Source organism: Mycobacterium sp., assembly GCF_002863225.1.
GTDB lineage: Bacteria > Actinomycetota > Actinomycetes > Mycobacteriales > Mycobacteriaceae > Mycobacterium.
The window spans coordinates 22,698-42,107 of sequence record NZ_PKEK01000104.1; the positions used below are offsets into that span (position 1 = coordinate 22,698).

18 protein-coding genes and 1 pseudogene are annotated in these 19,410 nt (G+C 65.9%); 11 read left to right on the plus strand and 8 right to left on the minus strand.

Translation table 11 applies throughout. The features are described 5' to 3' along the window. Window positions 1-5: 5 nt before the first annotated feature. The 3 genes from CYU59_RS27735 to CYU59_RS27745 are packed head-to-tail and all read right to left on the minus strand — an operon-like array spanning window position 6 to window position 2,574. Window positions 6-1,280, minus strand: coding sequence for a cytochrome P450 (locus tag CYU59_RS27735; protein WP_293004485.1), 1,275 nt, complete (start codon window positions 1,278-1,280; stop codon window positions 6-8). Between the two features lie 3 nt (window positions 1,281-1,283). Continuing rightward, window positions 1,284-1,682 carry an ATPase gene (locus CYU59_RS27740; protein ID WP_293004486.1) on the minus strand — a complete coding sequence of 133 codons (399 nt, stop codon included), beginning with the start codon at window positions 1,680-1,682 and terminating at the stop codon, window positions 1,284-1,286. 43 nt (window positions 1,683-1,725) lie between these two features. Next, window positions 1,726-2,574: a hypothetical protein gene (locus CYU59_RS27745; protein WP_293004487.1), complete on the minus strand. Its 849-nt coding sequence runs from the start codon at window positions 2,572-2,574 to the stop codon at window positions 1,726-1,728. A gap of 204 nt (window positions 2,575-2,778) precedes the next feature. Between CYU59_RS27745 and CYU59_RS27750 the strand changes: the two genes are divergently transcribed. Further along, window positions 2,779-2,916: a hypothetical protein gene (locus CYU59_RS27750; protein ID WP_293004488.1), complete on the plus strand. Its 138-nt coding sequence runs from the start codon at window positions 2,779-2,781 to the stop codon at window positions 2,914-2,916. On the opposite strand, the gene pgl is transcribed toward CYU59_RS27750, so the two are convergent. Genes pgl through tkt form a run of 5 tightly spaced genes read right to left on the minus strand, consistent with a single transcriptional unit; the run spans window position 2,913 to window position 9,382 of the window. Further along, window positions 2,913-3,656: a 6-phosphogluconolactonase gene (pgl, locus tag CYU59_RS27755; protein WP_293004489.1), complete on the minus strand. Its 744-nt coding sequence runs from the start codon at window positions 3,654-3,656 to the stop codon at window positions 2,913-2,915. The two genes, CYU59_RS27750 and pgl, sit on opposite strands and share 4 nt — an antisense overlap. Beyond that, a complete protein-coding gene (gene opcA, locus CYU59_RS27760; protein WP_293004490.1) occupies window positions 3,653-4,564 on the minus strand; it encodes a glucose-6-phosphate dehydrogenase assembly protein OpcA in 912 nt (303 codons plus the stop codon). Before opcA ends, pgl begins: the two co-directional genes overlap by 4 nt. Before the next feature lie 46 nt (window positions 4,565-4,610). Beyond that, a complete protein-coding gene (gene zwf, locus CYU59_RS27765; RefSeq protein ID WP_293004491.1) occupies window positions 4,611-6,161 on the minus strand; it encodes a glucose-6-phosphate dehydrogenase in 1,551 nt (516 codons plus the stop codon). Beyond that, entirely contained in the window at window positions 6,158-7,276 is a 1,119-nt protein-coding gene (tal, locus tag CYU59_RS27770; protein WP_293004492.1) for a transaldolase, read from the minus strand. Before tal ends, zwf begins: the two co-directional genes overlap by 4 nt. Before the next feature lie 15 nt (window positions 7,277-7,291). Next, window positions 7,292-9,382, minus strand: a complete 2,091-nt coding sequence (tkt, locus tag CYU59_RS27775; RefSeq protein ID WP_293004493.1) for a transketolase — start codon at window positions 9,380-9,382, stop codon at window positions 7,292-7,294. A 258-nt stretch (window positions 9,383-9,640) separates the two neighbouring features. On the opposite strand from tkt, the gene CYU59_RS27780 reads away from it, so the two are divergent. The 10 genes and pseudogenes from CYU59_RS27780 to esxG all read left to right on the plus strand — a co-directional run. After that, a complete protein-coding gene (locus tag CYU59_RS27780; protein WP_293004494.1) occupies window positions 9,641-10,561 on the plus strand; it encodes a heme o synthase in 921 nt (306 codons plus the stop codon). Window positions 10,562-10,695: 134 nt separating this feature from the next. After that, on the plus strand, window positions 10,696-12,216 hold the full coding sequence (locus CYU59_RS27785) for a PPE family protein (protein WP_293004495.1): 1,521 nt from the start codon (window positions 10,696-10,698) through the stop codon (window positions 12,214-12,216). Between the two features lie 96 nt (window positions 12,217-12,312). Next, entirely contained in the window at window positions 12,313-13,821 is a 1,509-nt protein-coding gene (locus CYU59_RS27790) for a PPE family protein (protein WP_293004496.1), read from the plus strand. Further along, a complete protein-coding gene (locus tag CYU59_RS27795) occupies window positions 13,821-15,038 on the plus strand; it encodes a cupin domain-containing protein (RefSeq protein ID WP_293004497.1) in 1,218 nt (405 codons plus the stop codon). Before CYU59_RS27790 ends, CYU59_RS27795 begins: the two co-directional genes overlap by 1 nt. Beyond that, window positions 15,038-16,222 carry a cupin domain-containing protein gene (locus CYU59_RS27800; RefSeq protein ID WP_293004498.1) on the plus strand — a complete coding sequence of 395 codons (1,185 nt, stop codon included), beginning with the start codon at window positions 15,038-15,040 and terminating at the stop codon, window positions 16,220-16,222. The genes CYU59_RS27795 and CYU59_RS27800 overlap by 1 nt, the downstream gene beginning before the upstream one ends. Continuing rightward, window positions 16,222-17,007 (plus strand): hypothetical protein, encoded by a 786-nt coding sequence (locus CYU59_RS27805; protein ID WP_293004499.1) that lies wholly within the window; start codon window positions 16,222-16,224, stop codon window positions 17,005-17,007. The genes CYU59_RS27800 and CYU59_RS27805 overlap by 1 nt, the downstream gene beginning before the upstream one ends. A 20-nt stretch (window positions 17,008-17,027) precedes the next feature. After that, window positions 17,028-17,180 (plus strand): hypothetical protein, encoded by a 153-nt coding sequence (locus tag CYU59_RS27810; RefSeq protein WP_293004500.1) that lies wholly within the window; start codon window positions 17,028-17,030, stop codon window positions 17,178-17,180. Between the two features lie 114 nt (window positions 17,181-17,294). Further along, window positions 17,295-17,603 carry a PE family protein gene (locus CYU59_RS27815; RefSeq protein WP_293004501.1) on the plus strand — a complete coding sequence of 103 codons (309 nt, stop codon included), beginning with the start codon at window positions 17,295-17,297 and terminating at the stop codon, window positions 17,601-17,603. 2 nt (window positions 17,604-17,605) lie between these two features. After that, window positions 17,606-19,258 carry a PPE family protein gene (locus CYU59_RS27820; protein ID WP_293004502.1) on the plus strand — a complete coding sequence of 551 codons (1,653 nt, stop codon included), beginning with the start codon at window positions 17,606-17,608 and terminating at the stop codon, window positions 19,256-19,258. A 47-nt stretch (window positions 19,259-19,305) separates the two neighbouring features. After that, window positions 19,306-19,410 (plus strand): annotated as a pseudogene (gene esxG, locus CYU59_RS27825) (type VII secretion system protein EsxG); the annotation flags it as partial.

The window sequence follows — 19,410 nt, forward strand, 5'->3', positions numbered from 1 at the left end:
CCGCTTCATGACGCGGTATAGCTGAGCAGACACGGTCCATCGGCTCGCGCCACTCCGCCGATCTGGGCCGGCACCGGGCGCGGGTGCGTGCTCCACTGCGGGATCATCCGGTAACGGCCGAACAGCCGCGTCATGGTGGCCGTCATGGCGGACAACGAAAAGGGTTGTGCCGGACAGGAATGCCGGCCATGTCCGAACGCCGTCACCAGCATCGGGGACGGAAGGGACTTCTCGTCGGCGAGTCGATGCCGCGTCCAGCGATCCGGGTCCCACTCATCGAGTCCCGGTGCAACGGAGGTGTTCAGCAGCGGAAGCAGCGTCGCGATGGTCCAGCCGGGCGGCACGTCGTAGCTCACGTCGCCGGTGTCGAGCACCACCGGCGACAACACTGTCCTCGACATGATCGATCGCTGAGCCAGCCGCGTCGACTCCAGTGCGCACCGCCGCGCCAGATCCGTATCACCGCCGCCGACCAGCGTTCGCTGCGCCGGATGTTCGAGCAGATCCACCAGCGCCCACCCCAACGCGGCGGCCAGATTCGACATCGACGCGATATGAATCAGCGCCACATCGAGTGCAATACCACGAATCCGCTTGTCTCCCTGCTCGGTACGCCACTCGTCGACGATGCGGCCGAACAACCCGTCGTCACCCCGGTGCCGGTCCACGGCGTGCGTGATGATCTCCGTGACCTCGTCCAGGGCCGCACACTCAGCTCGCTTGCCCGACGCGGCGACGGCGGCCATCGCGTCGGGGTGGACGAAAGCGTCCGACCCGTCCAGGGTGTCGAAGGCCTTCACCAGTTGCTCGAAGGCTTCGCCGCGGGCCGAACCGGATCCCGCCCAGGAAGCCAGCCCCATCCGGTGGCCCAGTCGGCGGGTCATCGCGAACACGTCCGCGGAACCCGACGAACCCAGTTCGTCGACCGTCGTATCCAACGCCCGATCGAGGTTGGCCAGGTAACCGGCGACGTCGTCGCGGCGAAACAGCGTGCCGGGCAGAATGCGGCGGCCCTCGAAAATCTCGTCCGGCAGTTTGCGGCGCAGCATCAGATAGTCCGCGACACCCTTGCTGGCTTTCTCCTCGGGCAGTCCGTATAACGATTCGACGCCGGCGGGGGAGAAGGTGAACAGGTACTGATCGTCTCCGCTTCGCACCGCGAACGTGTCGCCGTGCCGGTCGCGGGCCGCCGCGATGGCAGCGACGGCGTCATCGACCGACACGTCCCACGGCAGACCGGTGGCCTGGGCGAACGGCGGTTCGGGAACCGGGCTCGGCACGATCTAGCGGCCACCGCGATTGCGTAAAGCGTTGAACGCGTTGCGGAATGCGTGCTCTGTGACCGACAGCGGCGACATCACCGTCTCGCCGACGCCGACCATGTAGTCGATGCGCTCGACGATCGCCTCGACCGGCGCGACCAACGTCACCAGCCGCTTCATCAGGTCGTCGATCCGGCCCAGGGTGGCCTCGAAGTGGTCGAGCCCGCCGTCCAAGCGATCCACTGCGCTGTTCAAATTCGACAGCGAGGTGTTCAGGTCGCCCAACGTATCGCTCAGACCGCCCAACACATCCTCTAGTTGATTGACGGTGACGTCGGCGTTCATCGCCGCCTGGGTGAGCGTCTTGATCCGCTGCCGTGCTGGGCGATCGCCGGCGCTTTTATCTGCCATGTCGGTCATTATGGCGGGCGGGGCGACTCAGGGGAGTGGGTCGGGCCGATCGTCAACCCTTGACTGTCTGGCTGACCTGACCGATCGAGGTCTGCTTGCCGTCATAGTTGACGGTGCACGTCACGACGGCGTTGTAGCTGGTGCCCAGGGGTGGCCACAACATGTCGGTGATCGAACCTCTGCCGTGGGCGGCGATGTCGACGCTCCTGTCGACCTCTTGCGGTCCGAATCCGCCGCTTTTGGTGGCGGTGTAGCTGCATTTGGCAGGCAGGCCGGAGTTGTTGGAGATCGCCACGTTCGCGTTCAGACCATTCCGTGAGATGTTCATGGCAAGACCGTGGGGTGGAACGCATTGCTGCCCAGCCGGAACGGTGTCGGTTAGGGACCCAGTCGGGCATTTCGTCGGAGCTGCGGCCGCTACCCCGCACGTCGAGCCCGGCGGCAGCAGCTTTCCGGCGTCCGGTCCGCCACTGCACCTCACGGGCAGCTGACCGGGTGGCGGCGCGGCAGCCGCTGGGGCGGGCGGGTTGTAGGTGTAGTTGGACCAAGCGCCGCAATCATCTGAACCTGGGGAGTGCTTGCGGCAGCCCTGGATTTGGACGAGCTGCGGCCCTTTGAGAGGACCATGAAGAGTAAAGGTCGCGGCGCTGTTGCATCCCTTACTGAGCTCGGTTTGCGCGTAGCCCGGTGCTTCGAGGTGAATGACGTCACCCGCCTCATCGGCCTTCACGCGCGGGCAGCCGGAGACGTTGCAAATGGCGTCCTGACCGTTGGGAGTGCACGTCACGCTGTAGCCGTTGGGCAACGAGTCGGCGACCGCGTTGGGCATCGCGATATGGATGCCGACAAGACCCGCCGCGGCGGCCACCATCGCAGACAGCAACGCTGCTCGAATCTTCACAGGGTTGTCTCCCGGCATTCTCCTAGCGCGTTAACGACGAATTGCCGAAACGCACTTCTCGATGTCCGCGAAGCCTATGTCTGCTCAGAGGGTGGGTTAAATAGGGGATTTTCCTACACTTTCGAATGGGAATGCTGCACCGCAGATGGCTCGCGACAAGGCGGATCGGGGAACCGCGAGCGACTCTTCGGAGTCCAAGTCAACGTGCAACCGCGAATCTGCCATACCAGCCCGTGCCTGACTTTTCCGCTGCTTTCCGCAGGCAACGACACAGCCGAGGTGCTGGAAAGCGAATATGCGCAGGGCTACGCCGATGCGCAGACCGAGCGGCGGTGGGACTAACCGGGCAGCTCGCCGGCGGCGCCTTCGTCCAGGAACCAGACGGTGTGTTCGGTGCCGACGGCGCCGGCGGCCGGGATCGACACCGGCGCCGCACCGCCGACCGCGGCGGCGACGGCCTCGGCTTTCTCGGCGCCCGACACCAGCAGCCAGACCTCACGTGAGCGCTGAATTGCAGGCAGTGTCAGGGTGATTCGCAGCGGTGGCGGCTTCGGGGAGTCTTCGACGTCGACCACCAATCGGGTGGTCTCGCGCACGGCCGGAGTATCGGGGAACAGTGAGTTGATGTGTCCTTCGGGCCCGACGCCGAGCAGATGTATGTCGAAGTTCGGCGCCGGATCGCCGGGCTCGGCATTCGCGGCGAGGATCTGTTCGTAAGCGAGGGCGGCCGCGGCAAGGTCGTCACCGAATTCACCGTCGGCGGCCGGCATCGCGTGGATGTTGCGTGCGGGGATGTCGACATGATCCAGCAGCGCCTCGCGGGCCTGCTTGTCGTTGCGCTCGTCGTCGTCCTCGGCGACGTAGCGGTCGTCACCCCAGAACAGATGAACCTTGGCCCAGTCGATCCGCTGCGACTGCTCGGCCAGAAAGCTCAGCAGCTTGTTCCCGTTTCCGCCGCCGGTGAGCACAAGCAGCGCTTTGCCACGTGCGGCGATCGCGGCGTCGACGACGCCGATCAATTGCTCGCCTGCGGCGGCCACCAGCGCGTCGCTGTCGGCGAATGTCTTCACAGAGATGCTCATGCGTACTCCACCCGGTCGATACCTTCAAGCGCCGCGCAGTAGATCGTGTCGGCATCCAACCGCCGTAGATCTTCGGCAAGGCACTCGGGGACATTTCGTCGCTGCAGCGGGACCAGCGCGTCAGGCTTGCCTGTCCGGCTCAGCGTCGCGGTCACGCCTTGCTGCGGGCGCCGCAGCACCACGGTCTCCGAGGGTCGCTCGAGTTCGACTTTCAGTTCGCCCGTCACCCGGCGCACGGGTCCTTCGATGCGGCTGGCCAGCCAACCCGCGAGAATATCCAGCGCAGGTTCGGTGGCGAGTCCGGACACCACAGCCGAGGTGATCGGCTCATGCGGTGGCTGGTCGATCGCCGAGGCCAGTAGCGCGCGCCAGTAGGTGATGCGGCTCCAGGCCAGGTCGGTGTCGCCGGGGGTGTAGCCCGGCAACCTGCTTTTGATCGCCGACAGCGGGTCGGCCCCGTTGGTCGCGTCGGTGATACGACGAATAGCCAACTGGCCCAACGGATCTTGCGCCGGTACTGCGGGCGCGATGTCAGGCCACCACGCCACCACCGGGATGTCGGGCAACAGGAACGGAACGACCACGCTGCTGTTGTGCCCGGCCAGCGGACCCGACAGTCGTAGCACCACCACTTCGCCGACGGCGTCCTCGCCACCGACCCGTAGCTGCGCGTCCAGTCGCGCATCGGCGGCGTCCGCGTCGCCGGTCATCACCACGATCACCCGACTGGGATGCTCGTGGCTGGCCACGTTGGCGGCCGTGATCGAATCTTCCAGCAGCGCATCGGTATCCGGGGCGATCACCAATGTCAGCACCCGGCTCAGCGTGATCGCGCCGGTCTTTTCACGGAGCCCGTTGAGCTTCTTGTTGATCTCGGTGGTGCTGGTGTCGGCAAGATCCACTCTCATATTCGCCGCTCCTCCTCAGGACCACCTGCATCGTCGTCGGCTCGTTTCACGGTCGCCGCCATTCCCGGCCGCTGCGCCGAAGCATTTCGAAAGCAGACGCCGGACCCCAGGTGCCGGCCTCGTACGGATCGGGTTTGCCGTGCTCGGCCCAGTGGTCGAGGGCGGGATCGAGGATCTTCCAGGCCAATTCGACTTCGGCATTCACCGGGAACAGCGACGGCTCGCCGAGCAACACGTCCAGGATCAGCCGCTCGTAGGCCTCGGGGGAGTCCTCCGCGAACGCGGAGCCGTAGGAGAAGTCCATGTTGACGTCGCGTACTGCCATCTCGCTCGGCACCTTGGAGCCGAACCGCAAGGTGACGCCTTCGTCTGGCTGAACCCGGATCACCAAGGCGTTGGCGCCCAACTCGTCGGTCATCGTCGCGTCGAACGGAAGATGCGGTGCCTTCTTGAACACCAGCGCAATCTCGGTCACTCTGCGCCCCAGACGTTTTCCGGTGCGCAGATAGAAAGGCACACCGGCCCAGCGCCGGGTGTCGACTTCCAGAGTGATCGCGGCGAATGTCTCGGTGGTCGAATCCTGGGAGAAGCCTTCCTCGTCCAGCAGCCCCACCACGTGTTCGCCGCCTTGCCAGCCGGCGGTGTACTGGCCACGAGAGGTGTTCTGCTCCAAAGGTTCGGCCAACTGTACGGCGGAAAGCACCTTGATCTTCTCGGTCTGCAGCTCGGCAGGTTCGAAGCTCACCGGCTCTTCCATTGCGGTCAGCGCCAGCAGCTGCATCAAATGGTTCTGGATGACGTCGCGGGCAGCGCCGATACCGTCGTAATAGCCACCGCGGCCGCCCAGTCCGATGTCTTCGGCCATGGTGATCTGTACGTGGTCGACGTAGTGCGCGTTCCAGATCGGGTCGAAAAGCTGGTTGGCGAAACGCAGCGCGAGAATGTTCTGGACGGTCTCTTTGCCGAGGTAATGGTCGATTCGGAAGACCGCTTCTTCGGGAAACACACTGTTGACCACGTCGTTGAGTTCGCGGGCGCTGTCCAGGTCGTGACCGAACGGCTTCTCGATGACGACGCGGCTCCAGCTGTACGGTTGCGCCTTGGCCAGTCCCGCTTGGGCGAGTTGCTCGCACACGGTCGGGAAGCTTTTCGGTGGGATCGCGTAGTAGAACGCATGATTGCCGCCGATGCCCCGCTCGGCGTCGAGCTTGTCGAGGGTCTCAGCCAACCGGCTGAACGCGGCTTCATCGTCGAAAGTGCCGCGCACGAAACGACATCCCTCGGCCAACCGGTCCCAGATGGCTTGGCGAAACGGAGTACGTGCATGGTCTTTGACCGACTGCAGAACCTCATCGGCAAACGCCTCGTGATCCCAATCGCGGCGGGCGAACCCCACCAGGGCGAAATTCGGCGCCAGCAGTCCGCGGTTGGCCAAATCGTAGATGGCCGGAACCACTTTCTTGCGGGCCAGGTCGCCCGTCACACCGAAGATCACTACTGCGCAGGGGGGCGCGATTCGGGGGAGGCGCTTATCGCACTTGTCCCGCAACGGGTTTTGCCAGTGCCCGGAGCCGGCCCGGTCGCCGGCGCGACTCATTTGGCAGAGGAGTCGAGCTGCTTCTGAGTTTCCTCCAGCAGTTCGCTCCAGGACTCCTCGAACTTCTGTACGCCTTCGTTTTCCAGAACGAGGAAAACGTCGGTCAGGTCGATGCCGATACCGTCCAGCTTGTCGAAGACTTCCTGGGCGGCCGACGCCGTGCCGGTGACTGTGTCCCCGGTAACTTCGCCGTGGTCGGCAACCGCGTCAATTGTCTTCTCCGGCATGGTGTTGACCGTGTTCGGCGCGACCAGTTCGGTGACGTAGAGCGTGTCGGAGTAGTCGGGGTTCTTCACGCCGGTCGATGCCCACAGCGGCCGCTGGACGCGGGCGCCGTCGGCTTCGAGTGCCGCAAAGCGGTCGCCGCCGACGAAGTACTCCTGGTAGGCGGCGTAAGCCAATCGGGCGTTGGCCACCCCGGCCTTGCCCTGTAGCTCCAGTGCCTCCGGCGATCCGATCTTCTCCAGGCGCTTGTCGATCTCGCTGTCCACCCGAGAGACGAAGAACGAAGCGACCGAATGAATCTTGGACAGGTCGTGGCCGGCTTCCTTCGCCTTCTCCAGCCCCTCCAGATAGGCGTCGATCACGGCCCGGTGGCGTTCCACCGAGAAGATCAGCGTCACGTTCACCGAAATGCCTTCGGCCAGTGTGGCAGTGATGGCAGGAAGGCCCGCTTCAGTCGCGGGGATCTTGATGAACAGGTTCGGCCGGTCGACGATCTTCCACAGCTCGATGGCCTGCTTGGCCGTCTTGTCAGCGTCATGCGCGAGCCGGGGGTCGACCTCGATCGAGACCCGGCCGTCGACGCCGTCCGAGTTTTCCCACTGCGGAGTCAGCACATCGCAAGCGTTGCGGACGTCGTCGGTGGTGACCGTGCGAATGGTCGCGTCCACGTCGGCGCCTCGTTCGGCCAACTCGGCGATCTGGCCGTCGTAGGAATCGCCGTCGGCCAGCGCCTTCTGGAAGATCGACGGGTTGGTGGTGACCCCGACGACGCTCTTGGTGTCGATCAACTCCTGCAAGTTGCCGGACTGCAACCGTTGGCGGGACAGGTCATCCAGCCAGACCGATACGCCGGCGGAGCTCAAAGCGGCGAGATTGGGGTTCTGCGTCATCGACTTTCCCTTCGCTCAGTTGTCTATTGTTCGTTCGGCAGCGTCGACGACGGCTTCTGCGGTGAAGCCGAATTCGCGAAACAGGGTCTTGTAGTCGGCGGATTCCCCGTAGTGCTCCAGCGAGACGATCTCACCGGTGTCGCCAACCAGCTTGTGCCAGCTCTGCGCCACGCCGGCCTCCACGGCCACCCGGGCGGACACCGACGGCGGCAGCACGCGGTTGCGATATTCCTCGGGTTGAGACTCGAACCACTCCACGCACGGCATGGAGATCACCCGCGCTGTGATGTCCTTGTCCGCCAGCAATTTCTGCGCTTCGACCGCCAGCTGGACCTCGGATCCGGTGGCGATCAACACCACGTCGGGGTGGTCGCCCCCGTCGTCGCCCAGGATGTACCCGCCCTTTTCGACTCCCTCGAAATTCGTGCCTTCGAGGATCGGTACGCCCTGGCGGGTCAGGATCAACCCGACCGGTCCGCTGCCGTTACCGCGGGCCAGCACGGAACGCCACGCGTACGCCGTCTCGTTCGCGTCCGCGGGACGCACCACCGACAGATGCGGAATCGCGCGCAGCGCCGCGAGATGCTCGATGGGTTGGTGGGTGGGACCGTCTTCACCGAGACCGATCGAATCGTGCGTCCAGACGTAAATCGTGTCGATGTCCATCAGTGCGGCAAGTCGAACCGCCGGACGCATGTAGTCGGAGAACTGCAGGAATGTGCCGCCGTAGGCGCGGGTCGGTCCGTGCAGCACGATGCCGGACAGGATCGCACCCATCGCGTGTTCGCGGATTCCGAAGTGCAGCGTGCGGCCGTACCAGTCCGCGGTGTAGTCCTTTGTCGAAATCGACGGTGGGCCAAAGGACTTCACGTTGTCCATGGTGGTGTTGTTGCTGCCGGCCAAGTCGGCCGAACCACCCCACAGTTCGGGGAGCTTCGGGCCGACCGCGTTCAGCACCTTGCCCGACGCCGCGCGGGTCGCGAGGTCTTTGTCGCCGGGTTTCCACTGTGGGATGTCGGAGTCCCAGCCGTCGGGCAACTCCTCGGCGGTCAGTCGGTCCAACAGCTTCTTGCGCTCCGGCTCCCGTTCGGCCCACGCCTCGAAGGCGGCGTTCCAGTTCTCGTGGGCCTCCTTGCCGCGCTGCACCAGATCACGGGTGTGGGAGAGGACCTTGTCGCTGACGTCGAACTTCTTGTCGGGATCGAATCCCAGGGCTTCCTTCACCGCCGCGACCTCGTCGTCGCCGAGCGCAGCGCCGTGCGCCTTGCCGGTGTTCATCAAATTCGGGGCCGGGTAGCCGATGATGGTCCGCAGCGAGATGAACGACGGCTTGTCGGTGACCGCCTTGGCGTTCGCAATCGCCTCTTCGATGTCGACGACGTTCTCGCCACCCTCGATGCGCTGGACGTGCCAGCCGTAGGCCTCGTAGCGGGCGGCGGTGTCCTCGGACAGGGCGATGTCGGTGTCGTCTTCGATGGAAATCTCGTTGTGGTCGTAGAACACGATCAGATTGCCCAGCTGCTGAACTCCGGCCAGCGAAGACGCCTCCGACGTCACCCCTTCTTCGATGTCGCCGTCCGAGGCGATCACGTAAATGAAGTGGTCGAACGGGCTCGTCCCCTCGGGTGCGTCCGGGTCGAACAATCCGCGCTCATAGCGCGCCGCCATCGCGAACCCGACGGCCGAGGCCAGGCCCTGGCCGAGCGGCCCGGTGGTGATCTCGACGCCGTCGGTGTGCCGGAACTCCGGGTGCCCAGGGGTCTTGGATCCCCAGGTGCGGAGCGACTCGATGTCGGAAAGCTCCAGCCCGAACCCGCCGAGATACAGCTGGATGTACAGCGTCAGGCTGCTGTGTCCGCAGGACAGCACAAACCGGTCGCGGCCCAGCCAGTGAACGTCATTCGGGTCGTGCCGCATGGCCCGCTGGAACAAGGTGTAGGCAAGCGGAGCAAGGCTCATCGCGGTTCCGGGATGGCCGTTCCCCACCTTCTGAACCGCGTCGGCAGCCAGCACCCGGACGGTGTCGACGGCGGCCGAATCGAGCTCGGTCCAGTCGTCGGGGTGATGCGGTTCGGTCAGGGATGAAATGTCTTCGAGTGTGGTCACGAACTGAGGTCCTCGGGGTCGGCAGTCGGCAGATTGATACTCGGCACAAGGTTCCCCTTTACCCTAGTGCCGTAACGTTGCGGGCGCGTCAAAGCCTGTTGCAGTTCTCGACTATTAATGCGCCGTCAACAGTGCGTTGCGCCTCGACGTCCGCCGATTGGCTGCAAATGACCACTGCGGTGCATGCTGAGCAAGTCGGCCCGTCTACCATCGTGCGTAGTAGAAGCTGCGCGCTGCTGTGATCCGAGGAGTCCTTGCGTGAGCATTCGCGAGCGCGTTGCGCCGAGTCGAGTCAGCACTGTGGTGCTTGCTTATCTGGCGTTGACCAAGCCTCGAGTCATCGAGCTGTTGCTGGTCACTGCGATTCCCGCGATGCTGCTCGCGCACCGCGGCAGCGTCCACCCGTTGCTGATCTTCAACACGCTCGTCGGCGGAATGCTGGCGGCCGGCGGGGCCAACACGTTGAACTGTGTGGCGGACGCCGACATCGACAAGATGATGAAGCGCACCGCACGACGTCCGCTGGCACGCGCGGCGGTGCCGACCGCGCACGCGCTGGTGTTCGGCTTGCTGCTCAGCGTGGCGTCCTTCGCCTGGCTCTGGTGGACGACCAATTTGCTGTCCGGTCTGCTCGCGGTGGGCACGATCGCGTTCTACGTATTCATCTACACGTTGCTGCTCAAGCGACGGACCTCGCAGAACGTGGTGTGGGGCGGGGCGGCGGGCTGCATGCCGGTGATGATCGCCTGGTCGGCGGTCACCGGGACGATCGCGTGGCCCGCGCTGGTCATGTTCGCGATCATCTTCTTCTGGACGCCGCCGCACACCTGGGCGCTGGCGATGCGCTACAAGGAGGACTACCAGGCGGCGGGCGTGCCGATGCTGCCCGCGGTTGCCACGGAACGCCAGGTCACCAAACAGATCCTGGTGTACACGTGGCTGACCGTGATCGCGACGCTGGGGCTCGCGCTGGCCGCCGGCTGGCTCTACACGGCGGTCGCCGTGGTGGCGGGCGTGTGGTTCCTGACGATGGCCCACCAGCTCTATGCCGGCGTGCGCCGCGGTGAGCCGGTCAAACCGCTGCGGCTGTTCCTGCAGTCGAACAATTATCTCGCCGTCGTCTTCTGCGCTTTGGCGCTCGACTCGGCCCTGGCGCTTCCGACGCTCCTGCGGGTCTGACGCTCAGCGCGAGGTCCCGGACCTGCGAATACCCCATACCCCGACGGGGTCTTGCGACTACGACGCGCCGTAGTTTTCAATGCCTTCGTGACTTCAACGCAGGCTGACCGCATGCCCAGTTTCGGTGGCGCGTCGTGACGGCGCCGATCTGGATGGCCCTGCCCCCCGAGGTGCATTCGACCTTGCTGTCCACCGGCCCCGGGCCGGGTTCGTTGCTGACCGCTGCCGGCGCATGGTCGGCGTTGAGTACCGAATACGCCGAGACCGCTGACGAGCTGACCACGTTGCTTGCGGGAGTGCAGTCCGGCGCGTGGCAGGGCCCCAGCGCCGAACAGTATGTCGCCGCACACGCCCCCTACCTGGCCTGGCTGACGCAGGCCAGCGCCGACAGCGCGGCCGCCGCCACGCAGCACGAAACCGCGGCTGCGGCCTACACCGGTGCGCTGGCGGCCATGCCGACCATGCCGGAGCTGGCCACCAACCACGTCGTCCACGGGGTGCTGACGGCGACGAACTTCTTCGGCATCAACACCATTCCGATCGCGTTGAACGAAGCCGACTACGTGCGGATGTGGGTGCAGGCTGCCACCACGATGAGCGCTTACCAAGCTGTCGCCGGAGCCGCCCTCGCCGCGGTGCCGCCGAGCGAGCCGGCGCCACCGATCCTGACATCCGGCAGCGAAAGCGATACTGCGACAACGCAAGCCGCCGCCGCGCCGCAGCAGGTCGCAGCCGCCGCAGCAGACACCGCGTGGCAGGACCAGCTGGCGCAGCTGATCAGTAACTTCACCAAGGAGGTGACCTGGCCGCTGGGCAAATTGCTCTACCCGGACGGCTGGCCCATCGACGCGGTGTCCTTCGCCAGCGGGCTCAGCTCGGCGTTGCAGCAGATTCCCGGCATGACGCCGGCGCTCGCCGGTTCGCTCGGATGGGGCATCTTCCACGCCTCGGTGCTGTTCTATCCGCTGCTGCAAGCGGCGCCGCTACTGCTGGCGGTGGCGGTTCCAGCGACCGCCTTGGCAGGGTTCGGTGGGCTGGCCGGTCTTGCCGGTCTGGCCGCAATCCCGAACCCGCCGGTCGCGCCGATCGCCGAGATTCCCGTCGCGCCGACCGCCCCCGCGCCGGCGAGTCCGATGCCGTCGTCGTCAGCGTCCGGCTCGATCGGCACCAGCGGTGGTCATGCTCCGGCACCCTCGACCCCCGCGCCGAGCACGGTCAGTGCTTCCGGTGGTGCACCTCTGGGCCCCGGGCCGGGTTTCACGCCGCCATTCGCAGTGGGTGGTGCATCGCTCGCGTCGGCGCTCAGCGCGCAGGCCAAGACCCAGGAGCCGAGATCGCAGGGCGGTTCCAAAGCGCCCGCGGCAGCCGCCTCGGTCGCCGCCGGCACCAAGGACCGAACCCGGGCTCGACGACGCCAACGGGGGCGGTTGCATTCGCACGCACACGAATTCATGGACATGAACGTCGATGTCACGCCGGACTGGAGTGGGCAGGCGGAGGTCTCCGACTCCGGTGCGGGTCCGTTGGGATTCTCCGGAACCTCAGCGAAGGCGAGTGAGCAGGCCACCGGCCTTGCGACGCTGACCGACGACGGTTTCGGTGGCGGCGCGCGTATTCCGATGCTGCCCAACACGTGGTCGCCGGACGCTGACTAGCGGCTGCGGATACCCCCCACCCGTCTTGTAGTACGACACAACGTCGTATTGACTTCCACACATGTGCCGTGCCTCGGCGATTGATGTGAGGCCACGATGACTTCGATATGGATGGCCGAGCCGCCGGAGGTGCATTCCGCCCTGCTGAGTAGCGGTCCGGGCGCCGGGTCGCTACTGGCCGCGGCGAGCGCGTGGAGTTCGTTGAGCGGCGAATACGCCTCTGTCGCTGACGAACTCAGCGACGTCCTGGCCGCAGTGCAGGGCGGTGTCTGGCAAGGCCCCAGCGCCGAGCGGTATGTGGCCGCGCACGTGCCCTACCTGGCGTGGTTGATGCAGGCCAGCGTTAAGAGCGCCGCCGAGGCGGCCCAGCACGAGACAGCCGCGACTGCCTACTCGGCGGCACTGGCCACCATGCCGACCGTGCCGGAGTTGGCGGCGAACCACGTGGTGCACGGTGTGTTGACGGCGACGAATTTCTTCGGGATCAACACCATTCCGATTGCGCTGAACGAGGCCGACTACGCGCGCATGTGGGTCCAGGCCGCCGCCACCATGACCACCTATGACGCGGTCTCGACCGCAGCATTGACCGCGGCGCCACAGACCGAGATGGCCCCGCAGATCATCAATGCCACCAGTTCCCAGCCTGCCGACAGCGATTCCGGCGACAGTTCGACGTTGCCGATCCTCGACGACGACTCGGGGGACCCCTACCAATTCAGTTGGTACGTCAACCGCATCACCGAAATCACCCAGACGCTGCAGCGCGACATCGGCTTGTTCGAACAGAACCCGGTCCAGGGTCTGGCGCAGCTTTCGGCGGACGTCGGGGGACTCGTGACCGATGAGGTGGGCCACGTCGGGGAGTTCCTCAGCGCATTCCCGGAGGTGTACGCGCTCCCGCTGATCGCGCCGATCGGAGTGGCCGGAGGTGCCGCGGGCCTGGCCGGACTGGCGGGCATGACGCCCGAGGCGGCACACCTGCCCGCCGAGGTTGCGGCGCCGGCACCCCAGGCCCCGACCTTGCCGGCCGCTACCGGCAGTCCCGTCGCGATCGGCGCCCCGGGCGCGCCGGCCGCGGCACCCGCATCGTCGCCGGTTTCCCCGGCCGGATCCGTCGCGACGACGTCGGTGACCCCGCCGCCGCCCGCGGCAGGACCGGGCTTCGTTCCGCCGTACGCCGTGGGTCCACCCGGCATCGGGTCGGGTTCGGGCATGAGCAGCGGCGCCGGTGCGGGCGACAAGAACAGAGCCGCCGAGCCTTCCATGGCCGCCGCGGCTGCCGCGGCGACCGCGCCCGGGCAACTCCGGTCGAGACGACGCCGGCGGGCGGAGACGCGCGGGTACGCTCACGAGTTCATGGAAATGAACATCAATGTCGATCCCGATTGGGCCGAGGCCGGCAGCGGATCGACGGCGACGTCCGACCGTGGCGCGGGACCGTTGGGGTTTGCCGGCACAGCACGTAAAAGAACTTCGGCCGCAGCGGGTTTGGCTACCCTCGACCATGACGAGTTCGTCGGCGGCGCGGTACTGCCGATGGTTCCAGGAACCTGGAACGCGGATCAGGACGGCGACGTGGAAGCAGGCGGAGAACACGACTGATGCGGCAGCGCTCACCGGGCGTGCACCCCGTCTTTTCGCTGGCATGGCTGCTCGAACCCCTCTTCGTCGACGACTTTCTCGACGAGATCTGGGGCAAGGACCACCACCACGTCGCGCGGGGCCGCGCCGATTATTTCGATGGTCTCCTCCCGCAACCGCTGACGCCCGACGGCCTGCTGGAGTCGTTTCGACATGAGCCGTCGGCAATCCGGCTGGTCAGGGGACTCGACAAAAAAGGCCCGGACGATTACCGGCTCGCGGATGGCAGCCTCGACGTCGCCGGCGTCCGCAATCATTGTTCCGACGGCTACACCATCGTCATGGACGGCATCGAGCGGTACGTCCGGACGATCGGCACGCTGGCCCGCTCGCTCGAGGTCGAGCTGAACTATCCGACTCAGGTGAACGCCTACATCACGCCACCGCAATCCAGCGGGCTCGTCCCGCACTTCGACGACCACGACGTCCTGATCCTGCAGATTCAGGGCTCGAAAACCTGGCATCTCTATGTCGGCGCCGACCGGCCGGCCCGTGAGATCCAGCGCGACGCCGAAAAAGCCGTTGCGCTCGAAAGTCTGCCGACCCCAACGGAACTGCTGTTGAAAGCCGGTGACGTCCTGTACGTTCCCCGCGGTCGTGTGCATGCGGCGCAGACGCACGCCGAGCCGTCCGTCCACCTGACGGTCGGAATTCACGCGCCCACCGTGCTCATGCTTGCCATCGGTGCGCTGCATTCCCAGAGCTTCCGGGATGATCGGCTCAATGCGCGCCTGCCGGTGCGGCATCTCGACGACAGCGACCTCGAGGCCACGATCCGCGATCTGGTACGCGACGCGATTGCCGGCGTCGATGACTCAGGGGCCCTCGATGAGGGTGTCGGCCTACTGGCGGATGTCCTGGTGCGCCGCGGCGCATGTCCGCCCGTCGGGAAAATCGCCAGCGCCAACGCCATTGACGGGCAGACTTGGGTGGTGAAGCACCGACCCCTGTACGCCCACGTCAAGACCGTCGCCGACGGTGTGACCCTGCAGTTCGCCAGCTTGTCGATCAACGCCGGTGCCGACCACGAAGCGGCCATGCGATTCGTCGCGCACAGCGTCGAGCCCTTTCGGGTCGGGGACATGCCGGGTTTACGGTCCGACCAGCAACGGGATCTCGCGCGGAGCCTGATCGTCAGTGGATTCCTGGCTCCGTCGAGCAGCGCCGAGAACAGCTGATGGCGCAACCCTTTTCGTTGGCCTGGTTGCTCGACCCGCTGCCGGTCGACGATTTTCTCGGCACGATCTGGGGGACCACCCATCACCACGTCAGCCGAGGTCGTCCTGACTACCTGGACAGCCTTCGCGACGGCGCAGACTCGGTCGACGATCTACTCGCACTGTTCCGGCCGCACCTGGCGCTGGTCAGCCTCGTCCGCGAGAGCGAGCGAAAAGACCAGTACGTCTACCGACGTGCCGATGGCGCATTCGACGCCGCGGCCATCGGTCGGGACTTCGCCGACGGCTACACCATCGTGCTCGACAGCGTTCAGCGATATGCGCCCGCGATCGCGGTGTTGTCGCAATCCCTCGAGGTCGAGCTGAACTTCGCGACACAGGTCAACGCGTACTTCACGCCGCCGGCATCGCAAGGGTTCGCGGCACATTCCGACGACCACGACACGCTGATCGTGCAGCTCCATGGATCCAAGATCTGGCATCTCTACGAGGGAGTTGACGTGGCGCCGCACGAGATGTGGCGCCACGAGGCAATGTCCACCGCAGGTCTGCCCGACCCGATCGACATTCGCCTGGAGCCCGGGGATGTGCTGTACGTGCCACGCGGGCGCGTGCATGCCGCCGAATCAACGTCGGAGGTGTCGGTGCACCTGACGGTCAGCCTGCACGCACCCACGCTCTTCCTGCTTGCCACCCGAGCGCTGAACGCTCTGAGCAACACCGATGACCGCATCCACACCCAACTGCCGCCGCGCTTCTTGTCGGATCCAGACGTGCGTTCGGGCCTTGGGGGACTGGCCCGTCAGATCGCTGCAGCCCTCGAACAACCGGAATCCCTTGCCGGCGGCCTCGATTCGCTGGAAGCGGACCTGGTCAGGCGTGGCCAGTGCAAGCCACTAGGCGCCGGGATCTCAAACGCTGTCGCGATCGACGACCAGACCCGCGTGGTCACGTATCAGCCGCTGTACTCGCGGGTGACCGAGGGATCCGATGAGGTGGCATTGCACTTTGCCCAATCCGTGGTGAATGTCCCCGCTGATCACCGGGACGCTCTGCGCTTTCTTACGAAAAGCACTGCGCCCTTTCGGATTCGCGATCTGCCGGAGCTGTCCGAGGTGCAGCGCCTCGAATTCGCGCGAACGCTGATCCTGCAGGGTTTTCTGATCCGGCTACCGGACGACTGATGGAACTCGCCGACCTCGCCGGGTGGACGCCGATCCGCTTCGACTTCACCGGGCCGACCCCGGCCGTCGACTGGGCCGATCTCTCGGCCGAGCGTTTCGTCGAGCCGTTCTTCGACCAGACCGTTGCGCGCTGGTCCACCGGCCCGCGGGCTCAGCCGCTGGTCAGAACCGGACTCGATGCGCTGCTGGCCCTCGACGATCAACCGTCACTTGACCCGTCCGGCATGGTCTTTCACTTCTCGAGGTGCGGCTCGACGGTCGTGTCGCGGCTGCTTGCCACGGTTCCCGGGGTGGTCGTCATCGCCGAGCCCCCGCCGCTGAACGCGTTGCTTGGCCTCGATCCCCAGCGCGTGGACGGGGCAGTGCTGGTCCAGGTGGTGCGCCTGCTGGTGCGGGCGCTGGGCCGACGCCGACACGAGGATGAACGTCAGTTGGTGCTCAAGTGCACCAGCTGGAACGTACGACGTCAGGAAATCTTGTCCGCGGCGTTTCCGGGCACGCCGTGGGTCTGGGTCCAGCGCGACCCGGCGCAGGTGGTCGCGTCGCTCTTGGCCGCTCCGCCGGGTTGGCTCGGACTTCAGGCGCCGCCGCCGCAGACCGCACGGCATTTCGGTATCGACCCGGCGACCGTGTCGACCATGACGCGAGCGGAGTTCGCCGCGCGCGCGCTCGGCGCGATGTTGTTCTCGGCCGCGATCGGTCCCGCTCGTCGGTTGTGTGTCGATCACGCGGAGTTGCCACCGCGGTATGGCAGCGGGTGGCGCCACACTTCGGCATCGACGTAGATGCCGAGGCCATCGAGGCAATGGCGGAACAGTCCAAGTTCTATTCGAAAACCACTGACGGACAGCTGTTTGCGGCAGACGCGACGCAGTCGCGACCTGTGGCCGACGAGATCCGGGAAGTAGCCGAGCGCTTTGCCGGGCCCGGTTATCGCCAACTGGCGTCCCGCGACTGACTTCCACTTCTGGTCGACGGGCAGTTCGACCGATTCTTTGAGTTTCCAATCTCCTTCCTATGTGCTAAAACTGTTAATGAAAATCATGTTCATCACTGCTCGACGGGGGTCACCATGACGCTGCGCGTCTTACCAGAAGGTCTTCAAGCGGCGAGCGCGCGTATCGAAGCCCTGACGGCGCGCTTGGCGTCGGCGCAATCGGGTTCGGCGCCGTTGATCACCGCGGTGGTGCCTGCCGCGGCAGATCCGGTGTCGTTGCAGACCGCGGCCGGCTTCAGTCTGCGCGGTGGCCAGCATGCGGCGGCTGCCGCACAGGGCGCCGAGGAGCTCGGCCGTTCCGGTGTCGGGGTCGGTGAGTCGGGCGCGACATATGCCGCAGTCGACGCCGCCGCGGCGGGTTCGTATCACGGCGTCTGGGGCTGACAATGACGGCGCCCATCTACATGGCAGCGCCGCCCGAGGTGCACTCGACCTTGTTGAGCAGTGGTCCCGGACCCAGCTCGCTACTGGAGGCCGCGGGGGCGTGGAATGCGCTGAGCGCCGAATACACCTCGGTGGCCGAAGAACTCAGCTCGGTGCTCGCCGAGGTACAAGCCGGCGCCTGGCAAGGACCGAGTGCCGAGTCGTTCGTATCCGCTTACGTGCCGTACTTGGCTTGGCTGACGAAGGCCAGCGCCGACAGCGCCGCATCCGCCACCCAGCACGAAACCGCGGCCGCTGCTTACACCGCCGCCCTGGCGGCCATGCCCACCGTGCCGGAGCTGGCCACCAACCACGTGGTGCACGGAGTGCTACAGGCCACGAATTTCTTTGGCATCAATACGATTCCGATCGCGGTCAACGAGGCTGACTACGCCCGGATGTGGGTCCAGGCCGCCACGACGATGACCGCCTACCAAACGGTCGCCGACACCGCGCTCGCGGCGACGCCCGCCACCGACGCCGCACCTCCCATCCTCAAAACCAACGCCACCGCGCAGTCCGCCGAAAGTGGCGATCCGGCCAGCGGAATCAACGAAGACAACCCGCTCAACGTCCCGCAGTGGCTGCAGCAGTATTTGGAGCAGTTGGGAATCGGCGACAGCCAATTGGCGCACGACCCGACGGTCGACACCCCTTTCGACGAAGCCATCGCGCAATGGCTGCAGAACTTCGGCTACAACTGGCAACCCGCTCAGGGCCTGCTCAACGGGGCAAGCTACGACACCTACACCAACCCCGGCCAGGCATCCTTCTGGGTCGCGCGCGCCCTCGAACTCACCGAGGACTTCCAGTATTTCGGGCAGCTCCTGCAGACGAATCCGGTCCAGGCCTTCCAGTGGTTCATCAGCTGGCAGCTGTTCGACTTTCCCACCCACATACTGGAAGTCACGAACTTCTTGTCGGCGAACCCGGCGTTGTTCGTTGCCTTCGCCCCCGCGTTGACGCCCCTCGCCGCTGGAGCGGAACTGGCCGGGCTGGGTGCGTTGGCGCAGCCGGTGATCCCCATGCTTCCCCTCGAATCCGTCGCTGCCCCAGCCCTTTTTCCGGTGACAGCCCCCGCGCCGGCCGTACTGGCGTCGTCCGTGGCACCCAGCGCGCCGGCGCCGACGCCCACGCCCGCGTCCGCCGCGAGCGCTCCAGCCGCACCACCGTCGCCCGCTGCCCCCGCGCCACCAGCGGCGGGCCCAGGGTTCACACCGCCTTACGTCGTGGGCGGTCCGACCATCGGCGGGTGGATGAGTTCCCAAGCCAAGACCCAAGAGCCGACGTCGCGTGGTGCGTCAAAGGCACCCGAAGTCGCTTCCGCGGCGGTCGCCGCCGCTGCCAAGAAGCCGACACGGCGGCGCCGGCGCGCGGTACAACACGACCACGCCGACGAATTCGCCGACATGAACGTCGGTGTCAACCCGGACTGGGCTGAGCCGACGGAGGCGTCGGATCACGGCGCCGGACCGCTGGGATTCTCCGGCACACTGTCGAAGAACGGCGAACATGCTGCCGGATTGGCTACGCTTACCGACGACGGTTTCGGAAGCGGGCCCGCGATGCCGATGTTGCCCAACACGTGGTCGGCCGGCGAAGGCAACGACAGCTGATTGCGTTTGCGTGGCAACGGCAATGGAGCGAGGAAGGGATTTCAGGGATGAGTTTGTTGGATGCTCACATTCCGCAGTTGGTGGCGTCGCAGTCGGCGTTTGGTGCCAAGGCGGGTTTGATGCGGTCGACGATTGGTCAGGCCGAGCAGGAG

Bases quoted from the DNA above. Each gene is read 5' to 3' on its own strand.
- CYU59_RS27740 (WP_293004486.1), bottom strand. From the start codon at position 1,682: ATGACCGACATGGCAGATAAAAGCGCCGGCGATCGCCCAGCACGGCAG.
- pgl (WP_293004489.1), bottom strand. From the start codon at position 3,656: ATGAGCATCTCTGTGAAGACATTCGCCGACAGCGACGCGCTGGTGGCC.
- opcA (WP_293004490.1), bottom strand. From the start codon at position 4,564: ATGAGAGTGGATCTTGCCGACACCAGCACCACCGAGATCAACAAGAAG.
- zwf (WP_293004491.1), bottom strand. From the start codon at position 6,161: ATGAGTCGCGCCGGCGACCGGGCCGGCTCCGGGCACTGGCAAAACCCG.
- tal (WP_293004492.1), bottom strand. From the start codon at position 7,276: ATGACGCAGAACCCCAATCTCGCCGCTTTGAGCTCCGCCGGCGTATCG.
- CYU59_RS27790 (WP_293004496.1), top strand. From the start codon at position 12,313: ATGACTTCGATATGGATGGCCGAGCCGCCGGAGGTGCATTCCGCCCTG.
- CYU59_RS27795 (WP_293004497.1), top strand. From the start codon at position 13,821: ATGCGGCAGCGCTCACCGGGCGTGCACCCCGTCTTTTCGCTGGCATGG.
- CYU59_RS27800 (WP_293004498.1), top strand. From the start codon at position 15,038: ATGGCGCAACCCTTTTCGTTGGCCTGGTTGCTCGACCCGCTGCCGGTC.
- CYU59_RS27805 (WP_293004499.1), top strand. From the start codon at position 16,222: ATGGAACTCGCCGACCTCGCCGGGTGGACGCCGATCCGCTTCGACTTC.
- CYU59_RS27810 (WP_293004500.1), top strand. From the start codon at position 17,028: ATGGCGGAACAGTCCAAGTTCTATTCGAAAACCACTGACGGACAGCTG.
- CYU59_RS27815 (WP_293004501.1), top strand. From the start codon at position 17,295: ATGACGCTGCGCGTCTTACCAGAAGGTCTTCAAGCGGCGAGCGCGCGT.
- CYU59_RS27820 (WP_293004502.1), top strand. From the start codon at position 17,606: ATGACGGCGCCCATCTACATGGCAGCGCCGCCCGAGGTGCACTCGACC.